General features: G+C 36.5%; 17 protein-coding genes. 6 read left to right on the top strand and 11 right to left on the bottom strand.

Annotated features, from left to right (window positions below; all coding sequences use genetic code 11):
- Positions 1-7 precede the first annotated feature (7 nt).
- Positions 8-358 (bottom strand): PTS glucitol/sorbitol transporter subunit IIA, encoded by a 351-nt coding sequence (locus AC4BC7_RS09705; RefSeq protein ID WP_207871544.1) that lies wholly within the window; start codon positions 356-358, stop codon positions 8-10.
- A gap of 177 nt (positions 359-535) precedes the next feature.
- Between AC4BC7_RS09705 and AC4BC7_RS09710 the strand changes: the two genes are divergently transcribed.
- From AC4BC7_RS09710 to AC4BC7_RS09720, 3 genes are read left to right on the top strand one after another with little or no spacing between them, the layout of a single operon-like run.
- A complete protein-coding gene (locus AC4BC7_RS09710; protein ID WP_490495118.1) occupies positions 536-1,558 on the top strand; it encodes a lactonase family protein in 1,023 nt (340 codons plus the stop codon).
- An 18-nt stretch (positions 1,559-1,576) separates the two neighbouring features.
- On the top strand, positions 1,577-1,927 hold the full coding sequence (locus AC4BC7_RS09715) for a hypothetical protein (protein WP_207871546.1): 351 nt from the start codon (positions 1,577-1,579) through the stop codon (positions 1,925-1,927).
- Between the two features lie 11 nt (positions 1,928-1,938).
- Positions 1,939-2,100: a hypothetical protein gene (locus AC4BC7_RS09720; RefSeq protein ID WP_490495117.1), complete on the top strand. Its 162-nt coding sequence runs from the start codon at positions 1,939-1,941 to the stop codon at positions 2,098-2,100.
- A 50-nt stretch (positions 2,101-2,150) separates the two neighbouring features.
- On the opposite strand, the gene AC4BC7_RS09725 is transcribed toward AC4BC7_RS09720, so the two are convergent.
- From AC4BC7_RS09725 to AC4BC7_RS09760, 8 genes are all read right to left on the bottom strand, one after another.
- A complete protein-coding gene (locus AC4BC7_RS09725; RefSeq protein ID WP_490502743.1) occupies positions 2,151-3,638 on the bottom strand; it encodes an Lsa family ABC-F type ribosomal protection protein in 1,488 nt (495 codons plus the stop codon).
- A 264-nt stretch (positions 3,639-3,902) separates the two neighbouring features.
- Positions 3,903-4,484 (bottom strand): DEAD/DEAH box helicase family protein, encoded by a 582-nt coding sequence (locus AC4BC7_RS09730; protein ID WP_490502744.1) that lies wholly within the window; start codon positions 4,482-4,484, stop codon positions 3,903-3,905.
- A gap of 217 nt (positions 4,485-4,701) precedes the next feature.
- Entirely contained in the window at positions 4,702-5,130 is a 429-nt protein-coding gene (locus tag AC4BC7_RS09735; RefSeq protein ID WP_207871550.1) for a hypothetical protein, read from the bottom strand.
- A 161-nt stretch (positions 5,131-5,291) separates the two neighbouring features.
- Positions 5,292-5,915: a PepSY domain-containing protein gene (locus tag AC4BC7_RS09740; RefSeq protein WP_490502745.1), complete on the bottom strand. Its 624-nt coding sequence runs from the start codon at positions 5,913-5,915 to the stop codon at positions 5,292-5,294.
- Positions 5,916-6,005: 90 nt separating this feature from the next.
- Entirely contained in the window at positions 6,006-7,343 is a 1,338-nt protein-coding gene (locus tag AC4BC7_RS09745) for a sensor histidine kinase (protein WP_490502746.1), read from the bottom strand.
- Positions 7,333-8,013 carry a response regulator transcription factor gene (locus tag AC4BC7_RS09750; protein WP_207871553.1) on the bottom strand — a complete coding sequence of 227 codons (681 nt, stop codon included), beginning with the start codon at positions 8,011-8,013 and terminating at the stop codon, positions 7,333-7,335. The genes AC4BC7_RS09745 and AC4BC7_RS09750 overlap by 11 nt, the downstream gene beginning before the upstream one ends.
- Before the next feature lie 127 nt (positions 8,014-8,140).
- Positions 8,141-10,870 carry a cation-translocating P-type ATPase gene (locus AC4BC7_RS09755; protein WP_490502747.1) on the bottom strand — a complete coding sequence of 910 codons (2,730 nt, stop codon included), beginning with the start codon at positions 10,868-10,870 and terminating at the stop codon, positions 8,141-8,143.
- Positions 10,871-11,280: 410 nt separating this feature from the next.
- Positions 11,281-12,006, bottom strand: a complete 726-nt coding sequence (locus tag AC4BC7_RS09760; protein ID WP_490502748.1) for a tetratricopeptide repeat protein — start codon at positions 12,004-12,006, stop codon at positions 11,281-11,283.
- A 198-nt stretch (positions 12,007-12,204) separates the two neighbouring features.
- Here AC4BC7_RS09760 and AC4BC7_RS09765 point away from each other — a divergent pair, with 198 nt between their 5' ends.
- Positions 12,205-12,987 carry a TerC family protein gene (locus AC4BC7_RS09765; RefSeq protein ID WP_207871556.1) on the top strand — a complete coding sequence of 261 codons (783 nt, stop codon included), beginning with the start codon at positions 12,205-12,207 and terminating at the stop codon, positions 12,985-12,987.
- A 128-nt stretch (positions 12,988-13,115) separates the two neighbouring features.
- Here AC4BC7_RS09765 and metG read toward each other — a convergent pair whose 3' ends face one another.
- A complete protein-coding gene (metG, locus tag AC4BC7_RS09770) occupies positions 13,116-15,122 on the bottom strand; it encodes a methionine--tRNA ligase (RefSeq protein ID WP_207871557.1) in 2,007 nt (668 codons plus the stop codon).
- Between the two features lie 171 nt (positions 15,123-15,293).
- On the opposite strand from metG, the gene AC4BC7_RS09775 reads away from it, so the two are divergent.
- Both AC4BC7_RS09775 and AC4BC7_RS09780 read left to right on the top strand, forming a co-directional pair.
- On the top strand, positions 15,294-15,569 hold the full coding sequence (locus AC4BC7_RS09775; protein ID WP_207871558.1) for a hypothetical protein: 276 nt from the start codon (positions 15,294-15,296) through the stop codon (positions 15,567-15,569).
- A 66-nt stretch (positions 15,570-15,635) separates the two neighbouring features.
- A complete protein-coding gene (locus tag AC4BC7_RS09780; protein WP_207871559.1) occupies positions 15,636-16,463 on the top strand; it encodes an NUDIX domain-containing protein in 828 nt (275 codons plus the stop codon).
- Positions 16,464-16,606: 143 nt separating this feature from the next.
- Here the strand turns inward: AC4BC7_RS09780 and AC4BC7_RS09785 are convergent, their stop codons facing one another.
- Positions 16,607-17,596 (bottom strand): RNA-guided endonuclease TnpB family protein, encoded by a 990-nt coding sequence (locus AC4BC7_RS09785; RefSeq protein WP_207871560.1) that lies wholly within the window; start codon positions 17,594-17,596, stop codon positions 16,607-16,609.
- Between the last annotated feature and the right edge of the window lie 129 nt (positions 17,597-17,725).

Below are 17,725 nucleotides of genomic sequence, written 5' to 3' on the forward strand. Positions count from 1 at the left end.
TCTCCTCCTAGCGATAAGTAATGGTCATCCCTTCTGTTATTTCGGGAAGTTTAGCAGGTGTTAAATACACGCTACTTGATAATTTATCGGTTGGCACTTCAGAAAATACAAATGAAATATGTTGAATCGTTTGTAAATTTTGATTCGCCAAATGGCCTACATACGTAATTTGGTACTCTTGGGCCCCAAACAAAATACTCCCGCCTACGGCTAATTCGATGTCTTTTGCTTGTTCGACTTCTTGAATGATAGAGTATGGACGTAACCCATCTGTTACTCCTTTACCGAAAAAAATCAAGATTTTTTCATTTTCATCAATTGCTTCTTGACCAATTGTAACTACTTTTCCTTGATGCATCCTAAACATCGACCTCCTGTTATTATGGATAGATAAATTATAACATATTATTTATTAAGTCTGTCAGAAGGTTCCTTATGTTTATGTTATTTCTCACAGATGTTTGAGTCAGACAATGTTCTTCTTTCAGAAGTTGTATGTTAAAATAAATATAATCTATTTTTAGGAGGTAACACTATGTTAGAAAAAATGTTTTTAGGAACTTACACTCGTCGTGAAAGTAAAGGAATTTATTCTTTAGTTTTAGACACAGATAAAGAAGAGTTGGTAGACTTAGAATTACTTACTGAAGAAAATAGTCCCACTTATTTAGCACGTAGTGAAAAAGGCTTCACGTATACAGTCACAGAAATTGACGGTAAAGGCGGCGCGGGTGCGTATGATTCAGAATTTAACTTTTTAAATGCTGTGACAGAAGAAGGCGCTCCGTTATGTTATGTAGCAGTAGACGAAGCACGTCAACTTGTTTACGGTGCCAACTATCACAAAGGCGAAGTAAACGTATACAAAATTTTGGACGATGGTTCTTTAGAAGCAACTGACGCAGTGTTTCATGATGAGCCAGTCGGACCACATGAAAATCAAAATGTTCCTCACGTACATTACACAGACTTAACTCCAGATGATCGTTTAGTTGTTTGTGATTTAGGAACAGACCGTGTTTACACATACGATGTATCTAACGAAGGAAAATTAACCGAAGTTGCGACATATGTTGCGCCTGCTGGAACAGGTCCTCGTCATTTAGTTTTCCATCCAAATACTAACTATGCCTATTTATTTGGAGAATTAGACAGTACGATTACTGTTTTAGCTTATGATGCGCCAACAGGTACATTTAAAGAGTTACAAAAAGTGTCCACTTTACCAGAAGATTTCGAAGGCTTTAACGGTGGCGCAGCTATTCGTATTTCTAGTGATGGCCGTTTTGTCTATCTATCAAATCGTGGTCATAACTCTATCGCTGTATTCGCTGTAGCAGAAGAAGGCGCAAGTGTTACTTTTGTTCAACACATTTCAACAGAAGGCGATCATCCTCGTGATTTTGATTTAGATCCGACAGAAAACTTTGTCATCTGTGCCAATCAAAATACAGATAACCTTACATTGTATCGTCGTGATCCAGAAAATGGCACATTGACACTTATTAAAAAAGATATTTATGCACCAGAATGTGTCTGTGTCTTATTTGAAAAATAATCCCTAGGAGGAGTCGCTATGTTTTCAAAAACGCCAGTCGAATTATTAGTTAAAGACTTTTCAAATATTTATAACAAATGCCAATCCGCTTATGAATTAGTCACTAGTCGTAATTTCAATGAATATTTAGCTATTTTGACTACAGCAGAAGCTTATGCGATTGCTGAAAAAGCTTATGTTCGTTGCGATACTTTTGAAGAATTACAAACGAAAGAAGTAGAAGAATTTGTTAATGCGTTTGATGTATTTTATTTCGAATTAAAGCAAGTCCTTTTCCATAAAAATGATGATTTGGAATCACTTTATAATCGTTTAATCTACATGAGTCAAACCTATGAAACTGTCAATGCATCATTTAATTTATTATAAAGGTGAAAAAAATGGACCGATTAGATGTACTGGATCGTCTAAAAGAAGAGTTGAATATTCCCTTTTTAGAAATTAAACTAGCGGAAAAAGACTATACAGAAGACGATTACCAACAATTAAAAAATGAATTATTACAATACTTCGATGATTACGTCCGTAATGTCGAAAACTAAAAAGTGGTGCAGAAAATTTCTGCACCACTTTTTTTCAAGTACACTGCTTTTTAAAGTTGGATAATCTTTGTAGCTACATTTTTTAAGAAAGTTGTATCATGCTCGACAATCAGCATCGTTGGTTGAATCGATTGAATGACTTCTTCTAGTTGTTTATGATTAAACACATCCAAATAATTTAATGGTTCATCCCAGATAAATAATTCAGCAGGAGTTGCTAATGACTTCGCTAGTTCTACGCGTTTTCTCTGTCCCATACTCATATTTTCAATACGATTATTAAAGACGGTTCGTTCAATACCTAATTTCCGTAAGTTGTTTAATAAATCTTGGTAACTTAAGCGATGTTCTTCTGCAAATTCCTGCAATGTCCCTTGATTATCTTCATAATTTTGACGTACATAACTAATGGTCACGCCTTGTGGTTGAACAATTTCGCCACTGATTTCTCCCTTGAACTGACCTAATAGGCATTGAATAATGGAGGATTTTCCTGAACCATTCGCTCCTTGGATAGCCACACGTTCTCCTTGATTGATTTCAAATGAAATAGGTTGAAATAACTGTCGCTCACCATAGCTCAATTGTAACTGTTCTACTTTCAATAACTGCTTGCGATGTGTTGGTCGAAAGTTCATTGTTAAAGGATCAATATATTCAATATCTTTTAATAATTTTTCTTTTTCAACTGCTTGGTCTTCCATCCGCTTAACGATTGCTTTAGAGCGTTTCATTGTGCGAGCAGCTCGTGCACCAATCGCTCCGGTATCATAGATGGCTCCACTACCTTTTTTTGTTGGTGAACCATATTTGTCTTTTTCACGTCCACGTGACCACTCTGCTTTTTCTGCAGCAGTTTGTTTCAAGCGTTTCACTTCTTTTTGCAATTTCGCATTTTGTTCTTGTTCGTATACATCACGTAATCCTTTTTGCTCTTCATAAACTGAAAAATTTCCTTGATACAATATCAATTGACTTTTTTCAATGGATAAAACATGGTCCACAACTTCATCTACAAAACTCCGGTCATGACTGACGACAATAAACCCTTGTTTCTTTTTCAAATAGTCTGCCACTTGCTGACGCGCAGTTACATCTAAATGATTGGTTGGTTCATCAATCAATGGAAAATTCACATCATCTACAAATAACAATGCCAACAAAACCTTGGTTTGTTCGCCGCCAGACAAACTTGAAAACTCGCGCCATAATATTTCAGCATCTAGTTTGAGTAGATTCAGTTCACGCTCTAACTTCCACTGCTCAAAGTCAGAAAGCTCTTGTAAGACATAATAGGTCAATTGCGATTTATCCGTCACTGTTTGGGGAAAATACGTAAAGTTTAATTGGTGTTCAATTTTGCCACTATAAGAATATTCACCTAGTAACAGACGTAATAAGGTCGTTTTGCCACGCCCATTGCGACCAATTAACCCCAGTTTCCAAGTAGCATCTAAGGTTAAATTGGTCTCTTCAAATAATAATGTTGTTTGCGCATCAAAACCAAATGTTAAATTTTTTATTTCAATTGTTGTCATTTTATTCACCTCGACTCACCTTTTTAAAGGCAAGAAAAAATCCTTGGCTATTTTCAGGACAAGGATTCTTATACAAAGGTACACAAAAAGACCCCGTATCAAAAAACTACCCAATCCTGAAAATCTGCACACTGCTTCCTTGTAAACAAGACAGTCTTTATGCAGCTTCAACAAATTGGCTTAGTTTTTCAATAGAGGATCCCTCACTTCGTTTTTTATTAAATTAAGCATACCATGATTGAAATTTCCATGCAACGAAAAAAATTACAAGTCAAACGTTTCTTTGATTTTTGTAGCAGTTTCAACAGGTGACAACTGCGTATTGTCGATAATCAACGTTTTGGCACGTGGTTCTAATGTAGCTAATTCATTAGGTAAAGAAACCAAACGCCATTTTTCATTTGACGTGATTAACTCATGATGCGAAAATGCAATATCCCGTTTAGAAGGTTTGGCGGCCAAACGATCGTCGCCGACATTTCGCTGAATGCGTGTTTTTAAATCTGTCACCAGTTCGACAAAATAAACCTCTTCGCCAGCATCTAAAAAAATAGCCGCAATTTCTTTTAAAAATTGACGGTCATAGGCCTCACTAAACCCAATCATAATCGTAAAAATAATTGCTTCTGTGACATTATTGTTTTTATTTAACACAAAGGACTTGAACAATTCTCTACGTGTTAAATCCGATAAGCGAAAAGTTTCTTGGGTGTAACCTAAAAAATTAGCATACAAATCAATTGTCTGATGGTTATATAATAATTTGCCATCGATTTGCTTTTCCAATTCTTTGCCGACGGTCATTTTTCCTACTGCTTGTGCGCCGATTAAAACAATTAAGCTCATAGTGCCACCTCTTTCTTAATTAACTATACAAAAAAACCGCCAGTTTGGTTAGGACTGACGGAAAAAGGAGTAATTACTCTACTAAGGAGTAAAATGAAAAATAAAAAGGTTATTGTTGGTTATGGACTTAGTATAGCCCCTTTTAAGACTTCTGTCATAAAAATAACCTAATAGTTCCATTAAATATTTCTCGTTTTTCGCTTTATTTTTATCATTTTTATTTTTTCAATAATAAACTTGTCATTCGTTGAATAGAAAATGAAATAGCATCTGTTGCTGTATCTTGTTTTATTTCTGCACGATCAAAAGCTGCAACGTCAATCCCCGTTTCAAGACTCGTAATCATTTCTTCGCATCCTTGAACATATTCGGTATACGCACGTTCAAATTTTTTATGAATGCCCATCACACGTGCTGGAGGACGCAATGTACTAACCGTTTGTTGCATCGCTGTGTATTGGTTCGTTCCTTCTTTAAAAATAGTAACAATCTCTGCACGACGTTCATCTGAAATAGCCGCTAGCTCTTCTTTATCAATCGCTTGACGAATTTCTTCGTAGCAAGGATGCATTTCTTCACCGATTGCTTCTGTATTTTTTACAATATCGTTAATTTTTTGTACATAATAGCCTAAATTAGGTTTCACCCATCATTCCCTACTTTCTTTTTGTTTGCTTCATTGTACCTTTTTTCAATGATTTAGAAAAGTCAAAAAGAAAATATCCAAACTATCGAGAGGTTAACCCGCTCATTTTACATAGTTTGGATATCGTTTGTTTTATTTTTTATCAGACTATTCCGTTCGGATTAATCATCCAATTCAACTTCTAAAACTTCACCTGTTTTAGCATCTAGTTTCACATTGGTTTCTTTGTTGCCATCTTTGACTTGAACATCCCAATAAGTGATATTCATTTCTTTATCTAAATCCCAATCAGTTACTTGACCACTTTTGGCTTCATCGGTAGCAATTTTAGCAGCTTCTTCAACTGTTAATAAATCAGACAAGTCTAATTTGTCTTCTTGACGTTTGACACCTTTTTGTTCATCGGCATCTAGGGCTTCTTCTTTTTGTTTCTTCACTTCTTTGGTTTGTGCATCGACACTGACTTCGTATTCGTTGTCATCATCCACACCTTCTACTTTATAGAAATAATTTCCTAATGAAGAATCCAATTCAATGGATGTAATATCGGTATTTGGATGTGTTTCTTGATAAGCTTGAATGGCATCTTCTACCGTTACTTTAAAGGTTGGAATTTCAGCTGCAGCAGATGTAGCTGTTGTTGATGAGCTTGTTGTTGCACTTGATGACGTTGATGATGTATTTGTTGGCGTTTCATTTCCTGAAGAAACTGGATTTTCAGCGGAACAGCCAGCAAAAATTAATGCTAACGCTAGGGTACTTGTATATAAGATTGTTTTTTTCACGTTGGTTTCCTCCTTTAATTTCTATCTATAGTTTAATCATTTTAACGACCCTTTACTATCGAGTTATCTAAAATTGCTATGAAGATTTTTTCATTTTTTAGGAAATTCCACGGTAAAAATACTGCCCTTTGGTTGATTATCGGCTACAGATAGCTTTCCTTGATATTTTTCAACAATCGACGCCACGATGGCTAAACCGATTCCTGAACCTTCAACTTGGCTAGAGCGCGAACTATCTACACGGAAAAAACGTTCAAAAATCCGCCCTTTCATTTCATCTGGAATGCCTTCCCCAGTATCGGCTACGTCTAATTGAATGGTTTCGTTTGCCCGTAAACGAATGTGGATAGTCTCATTGGCTGCGGAATACTTTCTGGCATTCCCAAATAAATTTTGACAAATTTGTTGCAGCTCTAATTCGTCAGCATACATATGAATGTTTTCTTGAATATCAAACGTCACTTCTTGAGGGCAAGACGCTTGTAATTTCTGAACTTCTTGTTGCACTAAGACAGAGAAATCAACCTCTTTACAAACCTGTGTAGCATGATGTTTACCTAATAGCAATAATTGATTCGTCATGGTTTCTAACCGCTTTGATTCCTTATCAATAAAATCAATTGATGGCGCAATGACTTCTGGATGGGCTGATCCACGCCGTTTGATTAATTGGACATGACCGCGAATCGCCGTTAATGGGGTTCGTAATTCATGAGAAGCATCCGTCACAAATTGCCCTTCTCGTTTCATCGCTTCCCGTTGCATGCGTAATAACTGATTAAAGGAAGATGCAGCTTGTTTAATTTCACTTGGCGTTTCTGGGACACTCAATAGTTTTGCTTGGTTGTTGGTTAACTCGATTTCTTTCATTTCTTGGGTCATTTGTTGCAAAGTCTTGCTCCATTTACCAACGAAAAAGTAAACAATCCAACTGCCGATCAATACGGCAAACAGATTTAACAGCACACTAATGACTAACATGCGCATCATCATTTCAATCACTGTATTGCCATGAATCGCAATTTCTACAGTTCGTCCTTGCTGCTGATGCCGTTGAAAATAATAAATTTCATCCTCCATCAAAATAATGCCTTTAAAGATGGGTAAAGCCGTACCTTCTGCCAATTCGGTAAAAATTTCCTTGCCATCTTTTGAATAATACGTCGGACCATCTGTTAACAAAATTCGCACGGCATCCTCTTCATTTTTAGCAATTGTCACATCAACTAAAGCATCCCAATCATCTGTTGCTTGCGGTACTTCCTCTAAGGTAGTCGCAATTTCTTTGGCTTGATCGGCTAAATAATAATAAACAGAATATAAAGAAATCGTAACAAAGGCTACATTGACAATAAGTAACAAGCCCGTCAAAATGGCTACAAAACGACTTGTTAGCTGAAACTGTGCACCTTTTTTTCTATCTGTCATCTAATTCCCTCAATACATAGCCTACTCCACGTACCGTCTGAATCATTAATCCGTACTTTCCTAATTTGTTGCGAAGCGTGCGGATATACACATCCACAACATTCGTTTGTCCCATAAAATCATAGCCCCATACGGTATTTAACAATTCGTCACGTGTTTTTATTTCTTCTGGTGTTTTCATTAATTCATACAATATGCCAAATTCTTTGGGTGTTAAATAAATTTCTTCCTCATCGATGGTTACTTGGTGTTTGGCAATATCTAACTGTAATTGGTGATAGGTGATTGTTGTTGCTTCTTGTTTATTTAAGCGTCGTTCAATGACACGAATGCGCGCAAATAACTCTTCAATATCAAATGGTTTGGTAATATAATCATCCAATCCTGTATCTAAGCCAATCACAATATCCGTTGTTTGGTTGCGAGCGGTCATCATGATAATCGGAATATCGCTCTCTTTGCGAATCCGTCTAGCCACCGTAATCCCATCATATTTAGGCAACATCCAATCTAATAAAATCAAATCGAACGCATGTGTAGCAAAAGCATCTAGTGCTTCTTGTCCATCTTTCACCCAGATGACCTCATAGCCTTCAAATGTTAATTCAGATTGAATAAAACTAGCTAAACTTTCTTCATCTTCCACTAATAAAATGCTGACATTTTCCATCTACAGCCCTCCTTTTCTTCATTATAAAGAAAGACTTCCTTTTTCGAAAATGTTTAGGGTAAATAATAGATGAAGATTTTTTCATAAAAAAAGTGACTAGCTAAACAGCTAATCACTTTTCCTTATTTTATTCTTTACCCATTGCACGTTGGATTGCTTTGACAATCTCAACAACTGGAATAATCGCAAATGAAGCACCCACTACGATTCCCCATTGGTACCAGTCTAAATGCGTTACTTTGAAGATATCGTTTAGACCTGGAATAACGATAATCCCCATCATTAATACAAATGATAATAGAATCGCCCAGTTGAAGGCTTTGTTTCGGAATGCGCCGACTTTGAACAATGACTGATGAACAGATTTCACGTTGAACGCGTGGAATAACTGCATCAAACCTAATGTTGCGAACGCCATTGTTAACGCATCTGCATGTTGTAAGTCATACAATCCTGTGGCATCTAAACCTGGCATGTTTGCCGCTGTATGCGCTGGCCATTGTAGTGCAGACCAGTATACAAATAATACAGCTGCAGCTTCTAAAATACCTTGGTAAATAATACTACTCATAACACCACCGGAGAAGAAGTTTGAGTTCTTACCACGAGGTTTATGCGCCATCAAATCTTTTTCAGCAGGTTCCATACCCAAAGCAATCGCTGGGAATGTATCTGTCACTAAGTTAATCCATAATAGATGGATTGGTAGTAATGTGTCCCAACCTAATAATGTTGCAATAAATAGTGTCAATACTTCCCCTAAGTTTGCAGCCATTAAATATTGGATAGCCTTTTGAATATTTGAGAAGACTTTACGTCCTTCTTCGACAGCAACAACGATTGTCGCAAAGTTATCATCCGCTAATACCATGTCAGAAGCACCCTTAGACACTTCTGTACCAGTAATCCCCATACCAACACCGATATCGGCTTGTTTTAATGAAGGTGCATCGTTTACACCGTCACCAGTCATGGCTACAACTTTACCTTCTTGTTGCCAAGCTTTTACAATACGTACCTTATGTTCTGGAGATACACGAGCATAAACAGAGTATTTTGAAATATTTTGTGCTAAATCAGCATCAGACATTTGATTTAATTCAGCACCAGTTAAAACAGCAGCGTCATCACCTGGTTTGATGATTCCTAAACGTCCTGCAATTGCTTCTGCTGTATCACGATGGTCACCGGTAATCATAATTGGACGAATCCCTGCTTCTTTAGCAACTTTAACTGCACCTGCAGCTTCCGCACGCTCAGGGTCAATCATGCCGACTAATCCAGCAAAAATTAAATCATTTTCAAGTTCTTCTGAAACTAATTTTTCAGGAACACTGTCAATGTATTTATACGCCATACCTAAGACACGTAATGCTTGTTTTGCCATGTCTTTGTTGTTTGATAATACTTTTTCTTGTTCAGCAGCTGTCATTGGTAAAACTTTACCGTTTAATAGTACTTCTTTGGTACGACCTAATAATACATCTGGCGCACCTTTTACTGCTACTAAGAAACGACCATCTGCCAATTTATGAATTGTACTCATCAATTTACGATCTGAATCAAATGGTAAATCTGCAACGCGTGGTTCTTTCGGTTCTTCTTGACGAACATCAAAGCCTTTGTCACGACCAAACTGAACTAAAGCTGTTTCTGTCGGGTCACCCATTAGATTCCCCTCTTGACCGATACGTGTATCGTTTGCGAAGTTCATAATTTTTAACGCCATATTATCCATTGAAATATCATCTGATGCTGCATATTGATGGTCATCAAAGTATAATTTTTCAACAGTCATTTGGTTTAGCGTTAATGTTCCCGTTTTGTCAGAAGCAATAATATCAGTAGCTCCTAATGTTTCAACAGCTGGTAATTTTCGAATCATCGCATTACGCTTCGCCATTACTTGCGTACCTAAAGCTAAGATAATAGTTACAATCGCTGGCAACCCTTCTGGAATCGCAGCAACAGCTAATGAGATAGAAGTTAATAACATCTCAACCCAATCACGACCATTTAAGACTGTACCAACAAAGAACATGATAACCGCAATAATTAAAATTGCAGCAGTTAAGAATTTACCTAATTGATTCAAGTTACGTTTTAATGGCGTTTCTGTTTCGTCAGCATTTGCTAACATACCAGCAATCTTACCAACTTCTGTGTTCATCCCAGTATTAACAACGATCCCTTTACCACGACCATATGTTACGTTACTGTTTGAATACGCCATATTGATTCGATCACCAATTCCGATATCTTGTCCTTCAAGAACTGTTAATTCTTTTTCAACTGGAACAGATTCTCCAGTAAGAGCCGCTTCTTCAATTTTTAACGAACTCGCTTCAATTAAACGCATATCTGCTGGAACAACATCCCCAGCTTCTAATAAAACAATATCTCCTGGAACTAATTCTGTACTACTTACCGTCACACTATGACCATTACGTAATACATTCGCATTAGGCGTTGACATTTCACGCAAAGCTTCAATTGCTTGTTCCGCCTTCGCTTCTTGGATAACACCCATTACCGCATTGATAATAACTACGGCTAGAATGATAATTGCATCCACCCACTCACGGTGGCCTTCTGCATTTGGTACCATCGCTGAAATTGCAGCAGCAGCAATTAAAACAAGAATCATTAAATCTTTAAATTGCTCTAAGAATTTTTGCAACATGCTTTTCTTTTTGCCTTCTTCTAATTCATTGGCACCATATTGCGTTAAGCGACTTTTCGCTTCACTATCAGAAAGTCCTTCAGGTTGTGATCCTAATTCTTCAAAAACAGCATCCACTGTTTGAGAGTAAAAAGCTTGCGATAGTTGTTGTTTCTTTGCATTTTCCTCTGACATGTTCTTCCTCCTTTAATTTTTGCCTCCATACACCTCTATTTTTTCAAAAAAAATAGACTTGTGTATGTGCGACACATACATAAGTCTCACTAATTAAGGCAACACCAGAAAAAAAGTTGTTAGGTTCTTTTCGGTTGGTGACGTTGCCACAGCGTATGTGCTGCAAGTTACTCCCTCATGATACAAAAAAATTATTACAGAATTTATTATACAAGATGTTTTTTCTTCTGACAATTTATTTGACAGTTTTCTGAAAAGAAATTTGAAAGTCAATTTTTCTCACCAAATAGACTTTGAAGCATCCGCAATTTCTTCATTCAAAAATAGAAACTTTTATTGAACAAGAAATTGCGGAATTGCCAAATTAGCCTTACTTTCTGGAAAATGACATCGCGTAGAGCTGTACTTATTTACAGCCCTCGTATTAAATATCTGCCCCATTCACGCATAGCAACTTTCTCGCCACCATCTGCAGCTCTTTTTAACCAATATTCCCCTTGTTTTACATTTTTGGTTAAGAAATCGCCTTTGATAAGATAGATGCCCAATAAACGCATTGCCACTAATTCATGTAGCTCTTCTGCGGCAATAAACAAATAACGAGCGCCTTCTTCTTTATTTCTCTGCAAGCCATCGCCATGTAACAAACGATAACCGAGTACTCTAGTGGCAATCGCATCACGACGCTCAACTGCCAAACGCAACCATTTTTCTCCTTCGAAAGAATTTTTTTCGATTCCTTCACCATCTAACAAGCGCACTGCTAAATCCACAATTGCCCATAAGTCACCTAGTTCTGCGGAACGACGTAACCAAAGCTCACCTTCAATCGGGTCAGGCGTTAAACCCACGCCAGATAGGTAGCAATAGGCCAACTCATTCATAGCTCCAGTATCGCCGACATCTGCGGCAGCCTTTAACCATTTTAATCCTTCTTGGCTCTTTTCTTGTTTTTGCTTTTCAGCCAAATCCACAACATTATCAGATATGGAGTCTACTTGTTGCTCATCTGTTGTGCTAACGTCAATAGTCGGTTCTTCTTCCTGAGTCGTATCGTCTTTCTTTTCCACTCCTAGTGATTTAGAAATCCGACTGAACACTGAGAAATTTTTCTTTTTATCATCATCTACACCCAATTTACACATCTCCAATCTTTCATCTTATTTTAATAGTAATAAAAAAAGCCATTTTTTGCAAAAATCCGATTTTTCTTATTCATTCAAATATTTACAACTATAAGTTGATATGGTAGTATTCATAGGGGAATGATTTGTCTTACGATACAAGATAAATCATTCTCATTTTTTTAAAATTAAAGGAGGATTTTCATTACATTGGAAGCAATATTATTACAATACGCTTGGGTACTTGTCGTATTGATTGTATTAGAAGGCTTATTAGCAGCTGATAACGCTGTTGTGATGGCTGTCATGGTCAAACACTTACCAAAAGATCAGCAACAAAAAGCATTATTATATGGATTATTCGGAGCATTTATCTTCCGATTTATTGCAATATTCTTAATCACCGTGTTGGTTAATTTTTGGCAAATTCAAGCTGTAGGAGCGATTTATCTATTGTTTATGTCAAGTAAACATATTTACGAAATATTGACTAATTCAGGTCATGCAGATGAAGCGCAAGCACAGAAAAAAACATCTGGTTTTTGGATGACTGTCTTAAAAGTAGAATTAGCAGACATTGCTTTTGCAGTAGATTCTATTTTAGCAGCAGTTGCTATTGCCGTTACATTGCCTAGCTTAGGCAGCATTAGCATTGGCGGTATTAATGCAGGTCCCTTTGTGGTCATGTTCTTAGGTGGTCTAATCGGTGTTATTATGATGCGTTTTGCAGCTCGTTGGTTTGTTACTCTTCTAGAAAAATTCCCATCTCTAGAAACAGCCGCTTTCCTAATTGTTGGTTGGGTTGGTGTCAAATTAGCTGTCTTAACATTAGGTCATGAGAAATTAGGCGTTATTCCACATTCATTCCCACATTCTACTTTATGGGAAGTTATTTTCTGGACTGTCCTTATCTCAATTGCTTTGATTGGGTTTATTGTGGGAATTAAAAATCCAAGTAATGCGAAAAAACCTGCTCAAATTGAAATAGATTAAATGTATGATTAACGTACAAAAACGGAGTGGAGCAATCCACTCTTTTTTGTTTTCACAAAACAATTATGAATGAAACCAAAATAAAAAAGAGCATGACACTTCAACAAATGTCATGCTCTTCGTTTATATTACGCTATAATTGAACCATTTGGCATACCTTTTGGTGCTTCAACAACTTGTAATTTACCAGAAGCATCTTCAGCAGATAAGATCATCCCTTGGCTAATTTGACCACGCATCTTACGTGGTTTCAAGTTGGCCACTATCACAACTTTCATTCCGATTAAGGCACTTGGATCTGGATAAAATTCAGCAATCCCTGATAAAATTTGACGATCTTGATTGTCACCAGCGGCTAGACGGAATTGTAATAATTTATCTGCACCTTTGACTTTTTGACAATCGATCACTTCAGCAACTTTTAATTCGATTTTATCAAAGTCTTCATATTTGATTTCTTTATCTTTGACTGAAACAAGTTCTGTTTCTTCTGGACTCCATTTTACAGAATCATCATTGTTTTTTGTTCCTTCAGACATTTTCTGCTTAATATAGTCTATTTCAACTTCCATGTCTAAACGTGGGAAAATTGGCGTACCTTTGACCGTTACTTTTGTTTCACTTGGGAATTCCCCAAAATGTAAATCCTTTAAGTCCATCGCTGAATCTAACCCTAATTGGCTAAAGATTCTTGCTGGTGTTTCTGTCATAATTGGTTGTAATAAAATCGCCGCAATTCGCAAGCTTTCTGCTAAATGAACCATTACGCTATCTAGTTCAGCTTTGCGTTCTTCATCCTTTGCTAATACCCAAGGCTCTGTTTCATCAATGTATTTATTAGCACGAGAAATCAACGTCCAAACTTCAGATAGCGCTGTGCTAAATTCCATTTTATCCATTGCTTCGTGATAACGTCCAACAACATTAGCTGCGGTCGTTGATAATTCACTATCAAATGGTGTGACTTTTGACGCATAGTTTGGCACAATGCCCTCACAATACTTGTTAATCATCGCAATGGTACGGTTTAACAAGTTTCCTAAGTCATTTGCTAAATCGTAATTCACGCGAGCTACAAAGTCTTCTGGTGTAAATACTCCGTCACTACCAAATGGTACCGAACGTAGTAAATAATAACGCAGTGCATCTAAGCCATAGCGTTCTACTAACATTTCTGGATAGACGACATTGCCTTTAGATTTAGACATTTTACCATCTTTCATCATTAACCAGCCATGACCAAAGATTTTTTTCGGTAATGGTAAATCCAATGCCATCAACATAATTGGCCAATAAATCGTATGGAAACGAACAATCTCTTTTCCAACCATATGCACATCTGCTGGCCAATATTTGTTAAATAAACTCTCATCGTCTGAACCATAGCCTAAAGCAGTGATATAGTTTGATAACGCATCAATCCACACGTAAACAACATGCTCAGGATTGGCATTCACGGGTACACCCCATTTGAATGTTGTACGAGAAACCGCTAAATCTTCTAAGCCTGGTTCAATAAAGTTTTTAATCATTTCGTTTTTACGTGATTCTGGCAAAATAAATTCTGGATGTTCGTTGTAATAGGTTAACAAACGATCGGCATATTTTCCCATGCGGAAGAAATAAGATTTTTCTTTAACTAATTCTACTTCATGACCGCTTGGTGCTTTCCCACCAACGACTTTTCCGTCTTCATTACGATATACTTCCGCTAATTGTGTTTCCGTGAAGAATTCTTCGTCAGAAACTGAATACCAGCCTTCGTACTCTCCTAAGTAAATATCATCTTGGTCTAATAGTTGTTGGAAGATTTTTTTCACAGCTTCTTTGTGATAATCATCTGTAGTACGAATAAATTTATCGTAACTAATATCCAATGTCTTCCATAGTTTTTTGACATCTGCTGCCATACGGTCAACATATTCTTGTGGCTTTACACCGAGTTCTTCTGCTTTTTTCTCAATTTTTTGTCCATGTTCATCTACTCCAGTTAAGTAGAAGACATCAAATCCCATTAATCTTTTATAGCGAGCAACTGCATCACAAGCAATTGTTGTGTATGAATTACCAATATGTAATTTGCCGCTTGGGTAATAGATTGGCGTAGTAATATAAAAAGTTTCTTTCTCAGCCATGGGTCTCCTCCTCTGCTCTAAAACGAGATTATTCTTTGCTAGTATACCACATTTTAGTTAGTGTGTTTTTATTTTTAACTGAGTTTCCTAAATTTATAATCTGCAAAAGAATTTTTGGCGCGTAAAATAAGTTTTGCTATAATATAAGACGTATCTATGAAAGGAGCTTGTATGAATACCAAAGAACGTTCACTCTTATTATTTTTTATTATCTTAACGGCAATTCATGTTTTATTTTGTAATTTTTATCCACCAATTTATGGCTATATGAATATCCATGGACATCTTCTGCTCTTTTTGATGTTGACTAAGCTGATTCGAGTAGCCATTTTATTAGCGATTATTGGACTAGGATTTACACAGCTACAACAAAAAAATAAAAAAGGAATGTTGACGTATCTAGCACTTTTCTTCTTTAATCTAATTCTGATGTTTCTCTTTTCCTAGGCTTTAGCTTCTCTATAAAGCATGATACAATAAAAGGACGAATAGATTACTTAGGGAGGGAAAAAGATGGCGTTTGCTTCCAAAGCCGAAGAAAAAACTTATTATGAACAACATGCGACAGAACAAGAATTTCTAGATTGGTATCAAAAGCAAGAACAACCAAAATACGAAAAACCTTCTGTCACTGTCGATATCGTTTTAATGTGTTACAACAAAGAAAACGACCAATTAAAAGTTCTTCTAATCCAACGAAAAAGCAATCCTTATCGTGATTCGTGGGCATTACCAGGAGGCTTTGTTAATCCTAATGAATCCACAGGTGAAAGTGTACTCCGCGAAACCAAAGAAGAAACAAGCGTCACCATTTCTGCCCAAAATATTGAGCAACTACATACCTTTAGCACACCGAATCGTGATCCACGAGGTTGGGTCGTAACGGTAAGTTATCTTGCTTTTATTGGCGAAGAACCCTTATCTGCTGGAGATGACGCGAATGAAGTACGTTGGTTCTCGCTAGAGCGTAAAAACAATCAATTGTATTTAATTAACGGGGACGTTGAAATCATTTTAGATTTGCGGACCGGTCAATCTTTAGGTAAAGATACCCTAGCCTTTGACCACAGCGAAATTATTTTAAAAGCCTTCAAACGTGTCGTAAACAAAATGGAACATGAACCGCAAGTCTTACAAGTCCTTGGTGATAGTTTTACGATTACTGAAGCAAGAAAAGTTTTTGCCAAATTTTTAGGAGTTGATTTTCGTACCATCGATCATTCCAATTTTAAAAAATCTCTTTTACGTTTTTTCGATGAAATCGGAGAACGGCCAGTAGGAATTGGTCGTCCATCGAAAATCTATCGCCTCAAAGAAGATGTTTTTCACGAAGAAATTTAATACAAAGAAGCTGTTTTGCCCCAAGGACAAAACAGCTTCTTTTCGGTTTTTCATAATTAGTGGACAGTGTTCCTAGAAACAAAAATGCGAAGATTTTTTCTATACCCTAGGCGATCCCTGAAGTCCCTTTCAGTTCTTAAGGTTTAGGTCAATTGTGCACGACCCAAACGTTCTATTTCTTTACACTTTTCATTTTTCAATTCTTTTACTTCAATATAACGAACTTCTTTGCCATACCAACGACCTTTGTATTGGATTCGTTGAATAAATTGTTGCCAATCAGCTTCTGAAAATTCTCCAGATTCATTTTGAAACTTTGGTTTAGATTCAATAAATAAATAATCAAAATCGCGAACCAAACTAATTGTTAGCTGATCGATAAAATTTCTTTTTTGATCCAATTTAGTCGTGCGTAATTTCAAGACGCGTTCTTTTTGTTTTTGATAATTTTTGGCATTGATTAAACGTACTTTACGTTTTTTCGCAACTTTTGCTCTTAGTTGCAATTTCTTTTGTTCTTTCCCTAATTGTTTAATTAAATGGGATTGATCGATTTGTGGTAATTCTCTCTGTGCAGAAATCTGAATCAGATTTTCTGGACAGTATGAAATGCCTACTAAATCATTTGTTTTTGGCAACTCTTCTACTTCTTCTACACATAAAATAGAGGCATAAAATTCACGATTGCGCTTAGCAGAAATCGTCACTGACTTAATTTTGCCACGTATTTCACGATGCAAATGAACCGGCACGAGACTTTTTAGCTTGGGAACTTTTAAATATTCACCTTCTAAATAAACCGTATGTTGCTGGTTATTTGTTGTATAAGATTGCCATGTGCTTTTTTTTGTTTTCAATTTTGGGTAACCAGCCCGACCACTGAAATAATTACGAAATGCTCGATCTAAATTCCTTTGGGCATTCGCTAAAGCTAAACTGTCTGTTTTCTTTAAAAAAGGATACTCTTTCTTCAATGACGCAGGTGTCATTGTAGTATTTCTCGCTGCACCTGTTTGTCTAGCCATTAATAAATGATTGTATGTGAATCTGACACAACCAAACGTTTCAATAAAAAACTTTTTTTGTTTTTCATCTGGGTAGATGCGAAATTTATAACCTTTTAATACGCTCATTTCTCCACCCCTTACTCCAATCTCCTCTTCAATCTTAATTTCCTAAAAATTCTGAATACTCAGTTTATACGGATACGTATCATAATAAGCAATCACGAGGTAATAATCAAGAGAAAAACACTAATTTGT

This window comes from Enterococcus sp. AMC1623, from assembly GCF_058216495.1.

Bases quoted from the DNA above. Each gene is read 5' to 3' on its own strand.
- AC4BC7_RS09705 (WP_207871544.1), bottom strand. From the start codon at position 358: ATGCATCAAGGAAAAGTAGTTACAATTGGTCAAGAAGCAATTGATGAA.
- AC4BC7_RS09710 (WP_490495118.1), top strand. From the start codon at position 536: ATGTTAGAAAAAATGTTTTTAGGAACTTACACTCGTCGTGAAAGTAAA.
- AC4BC7_RS09715 (WP_207871546.1), top strand. From the start codon at position 1,577: ATGTTTTCAAAAACGCCAGTCGAATTATTAGTTAAAGACTTTTCAAAT.
- AC4BC7_RS09720 (WP_490495117.1), top strand. From the start codon at position 1,939: ATGGACCGATTAGATGTACTGGATCGTCTAAAAGAAGAGTTGAATATT.
- AC4BC7_RS09725 (WP_490502743.1), bottom strand. From the start codon at position 3,638: ATGACAACAATTGAAATAAAAAATTTAACATTTGGTTTTGATGCGCAA.
- AC4BC7_RS09730 (WP_490502744.1), bottom strand. From the start codon at position 4,484: ATGAGCTTAATTGTTTTAATCGGCGCACAAGCAGTAGGAAAAATGACC.
- AC4BC7_RS09745 (WP_490502746.1), bottom strand. From the start codon at position 7,343: ATGACAGATAGAAAAAAAGGTGCACAGTTTCAGCTAACAAGTCGTTTT.
- AC4BC7_RS09750 (WP_207871553.1), bottom strand. From the start codon at position 8,013: ATGGAAAATGTCAGCATTTTATTAGTGGAAGATGAAGAAAGTTTAGCT.
- AC4BC7_RS09755 (WP_490502747.1), bottom strand. From the start codon at position 10,870: ATGTCAGAGGAAAATGCAAAGAAACAACAACTATCGCAAGCTTTTTAC.
- metG (WP_207871557.1), bottom strand. From the start codon at position 15,122: ATGGCTGAGAAAGAAACTTTTTATATTACTACGCCAATCTATTACCCA.
- AC4BC7_RS09775 (WP_207871558.1), top strand. From the start codon at position 15,294: ATGAATACCAAAGAACGTTCACTCTTATTATTTTTTATTATCTTAACG.
- AC4BC7_RS09780 (WP_207871559.1), top strand. From the start codon at position 15,636: ATGGCGTTTGCTTCCAAAGCCGAAGAAAAAACTTATTATGAACAACAT.
- AC4BC7_RS09785 (WP_207871560.1), bottom strand. From the start codon at position 17,596: ATGAGCGTATTAAAAGGTTATAAATTTCGCATCTACCCAGATGAAAAA.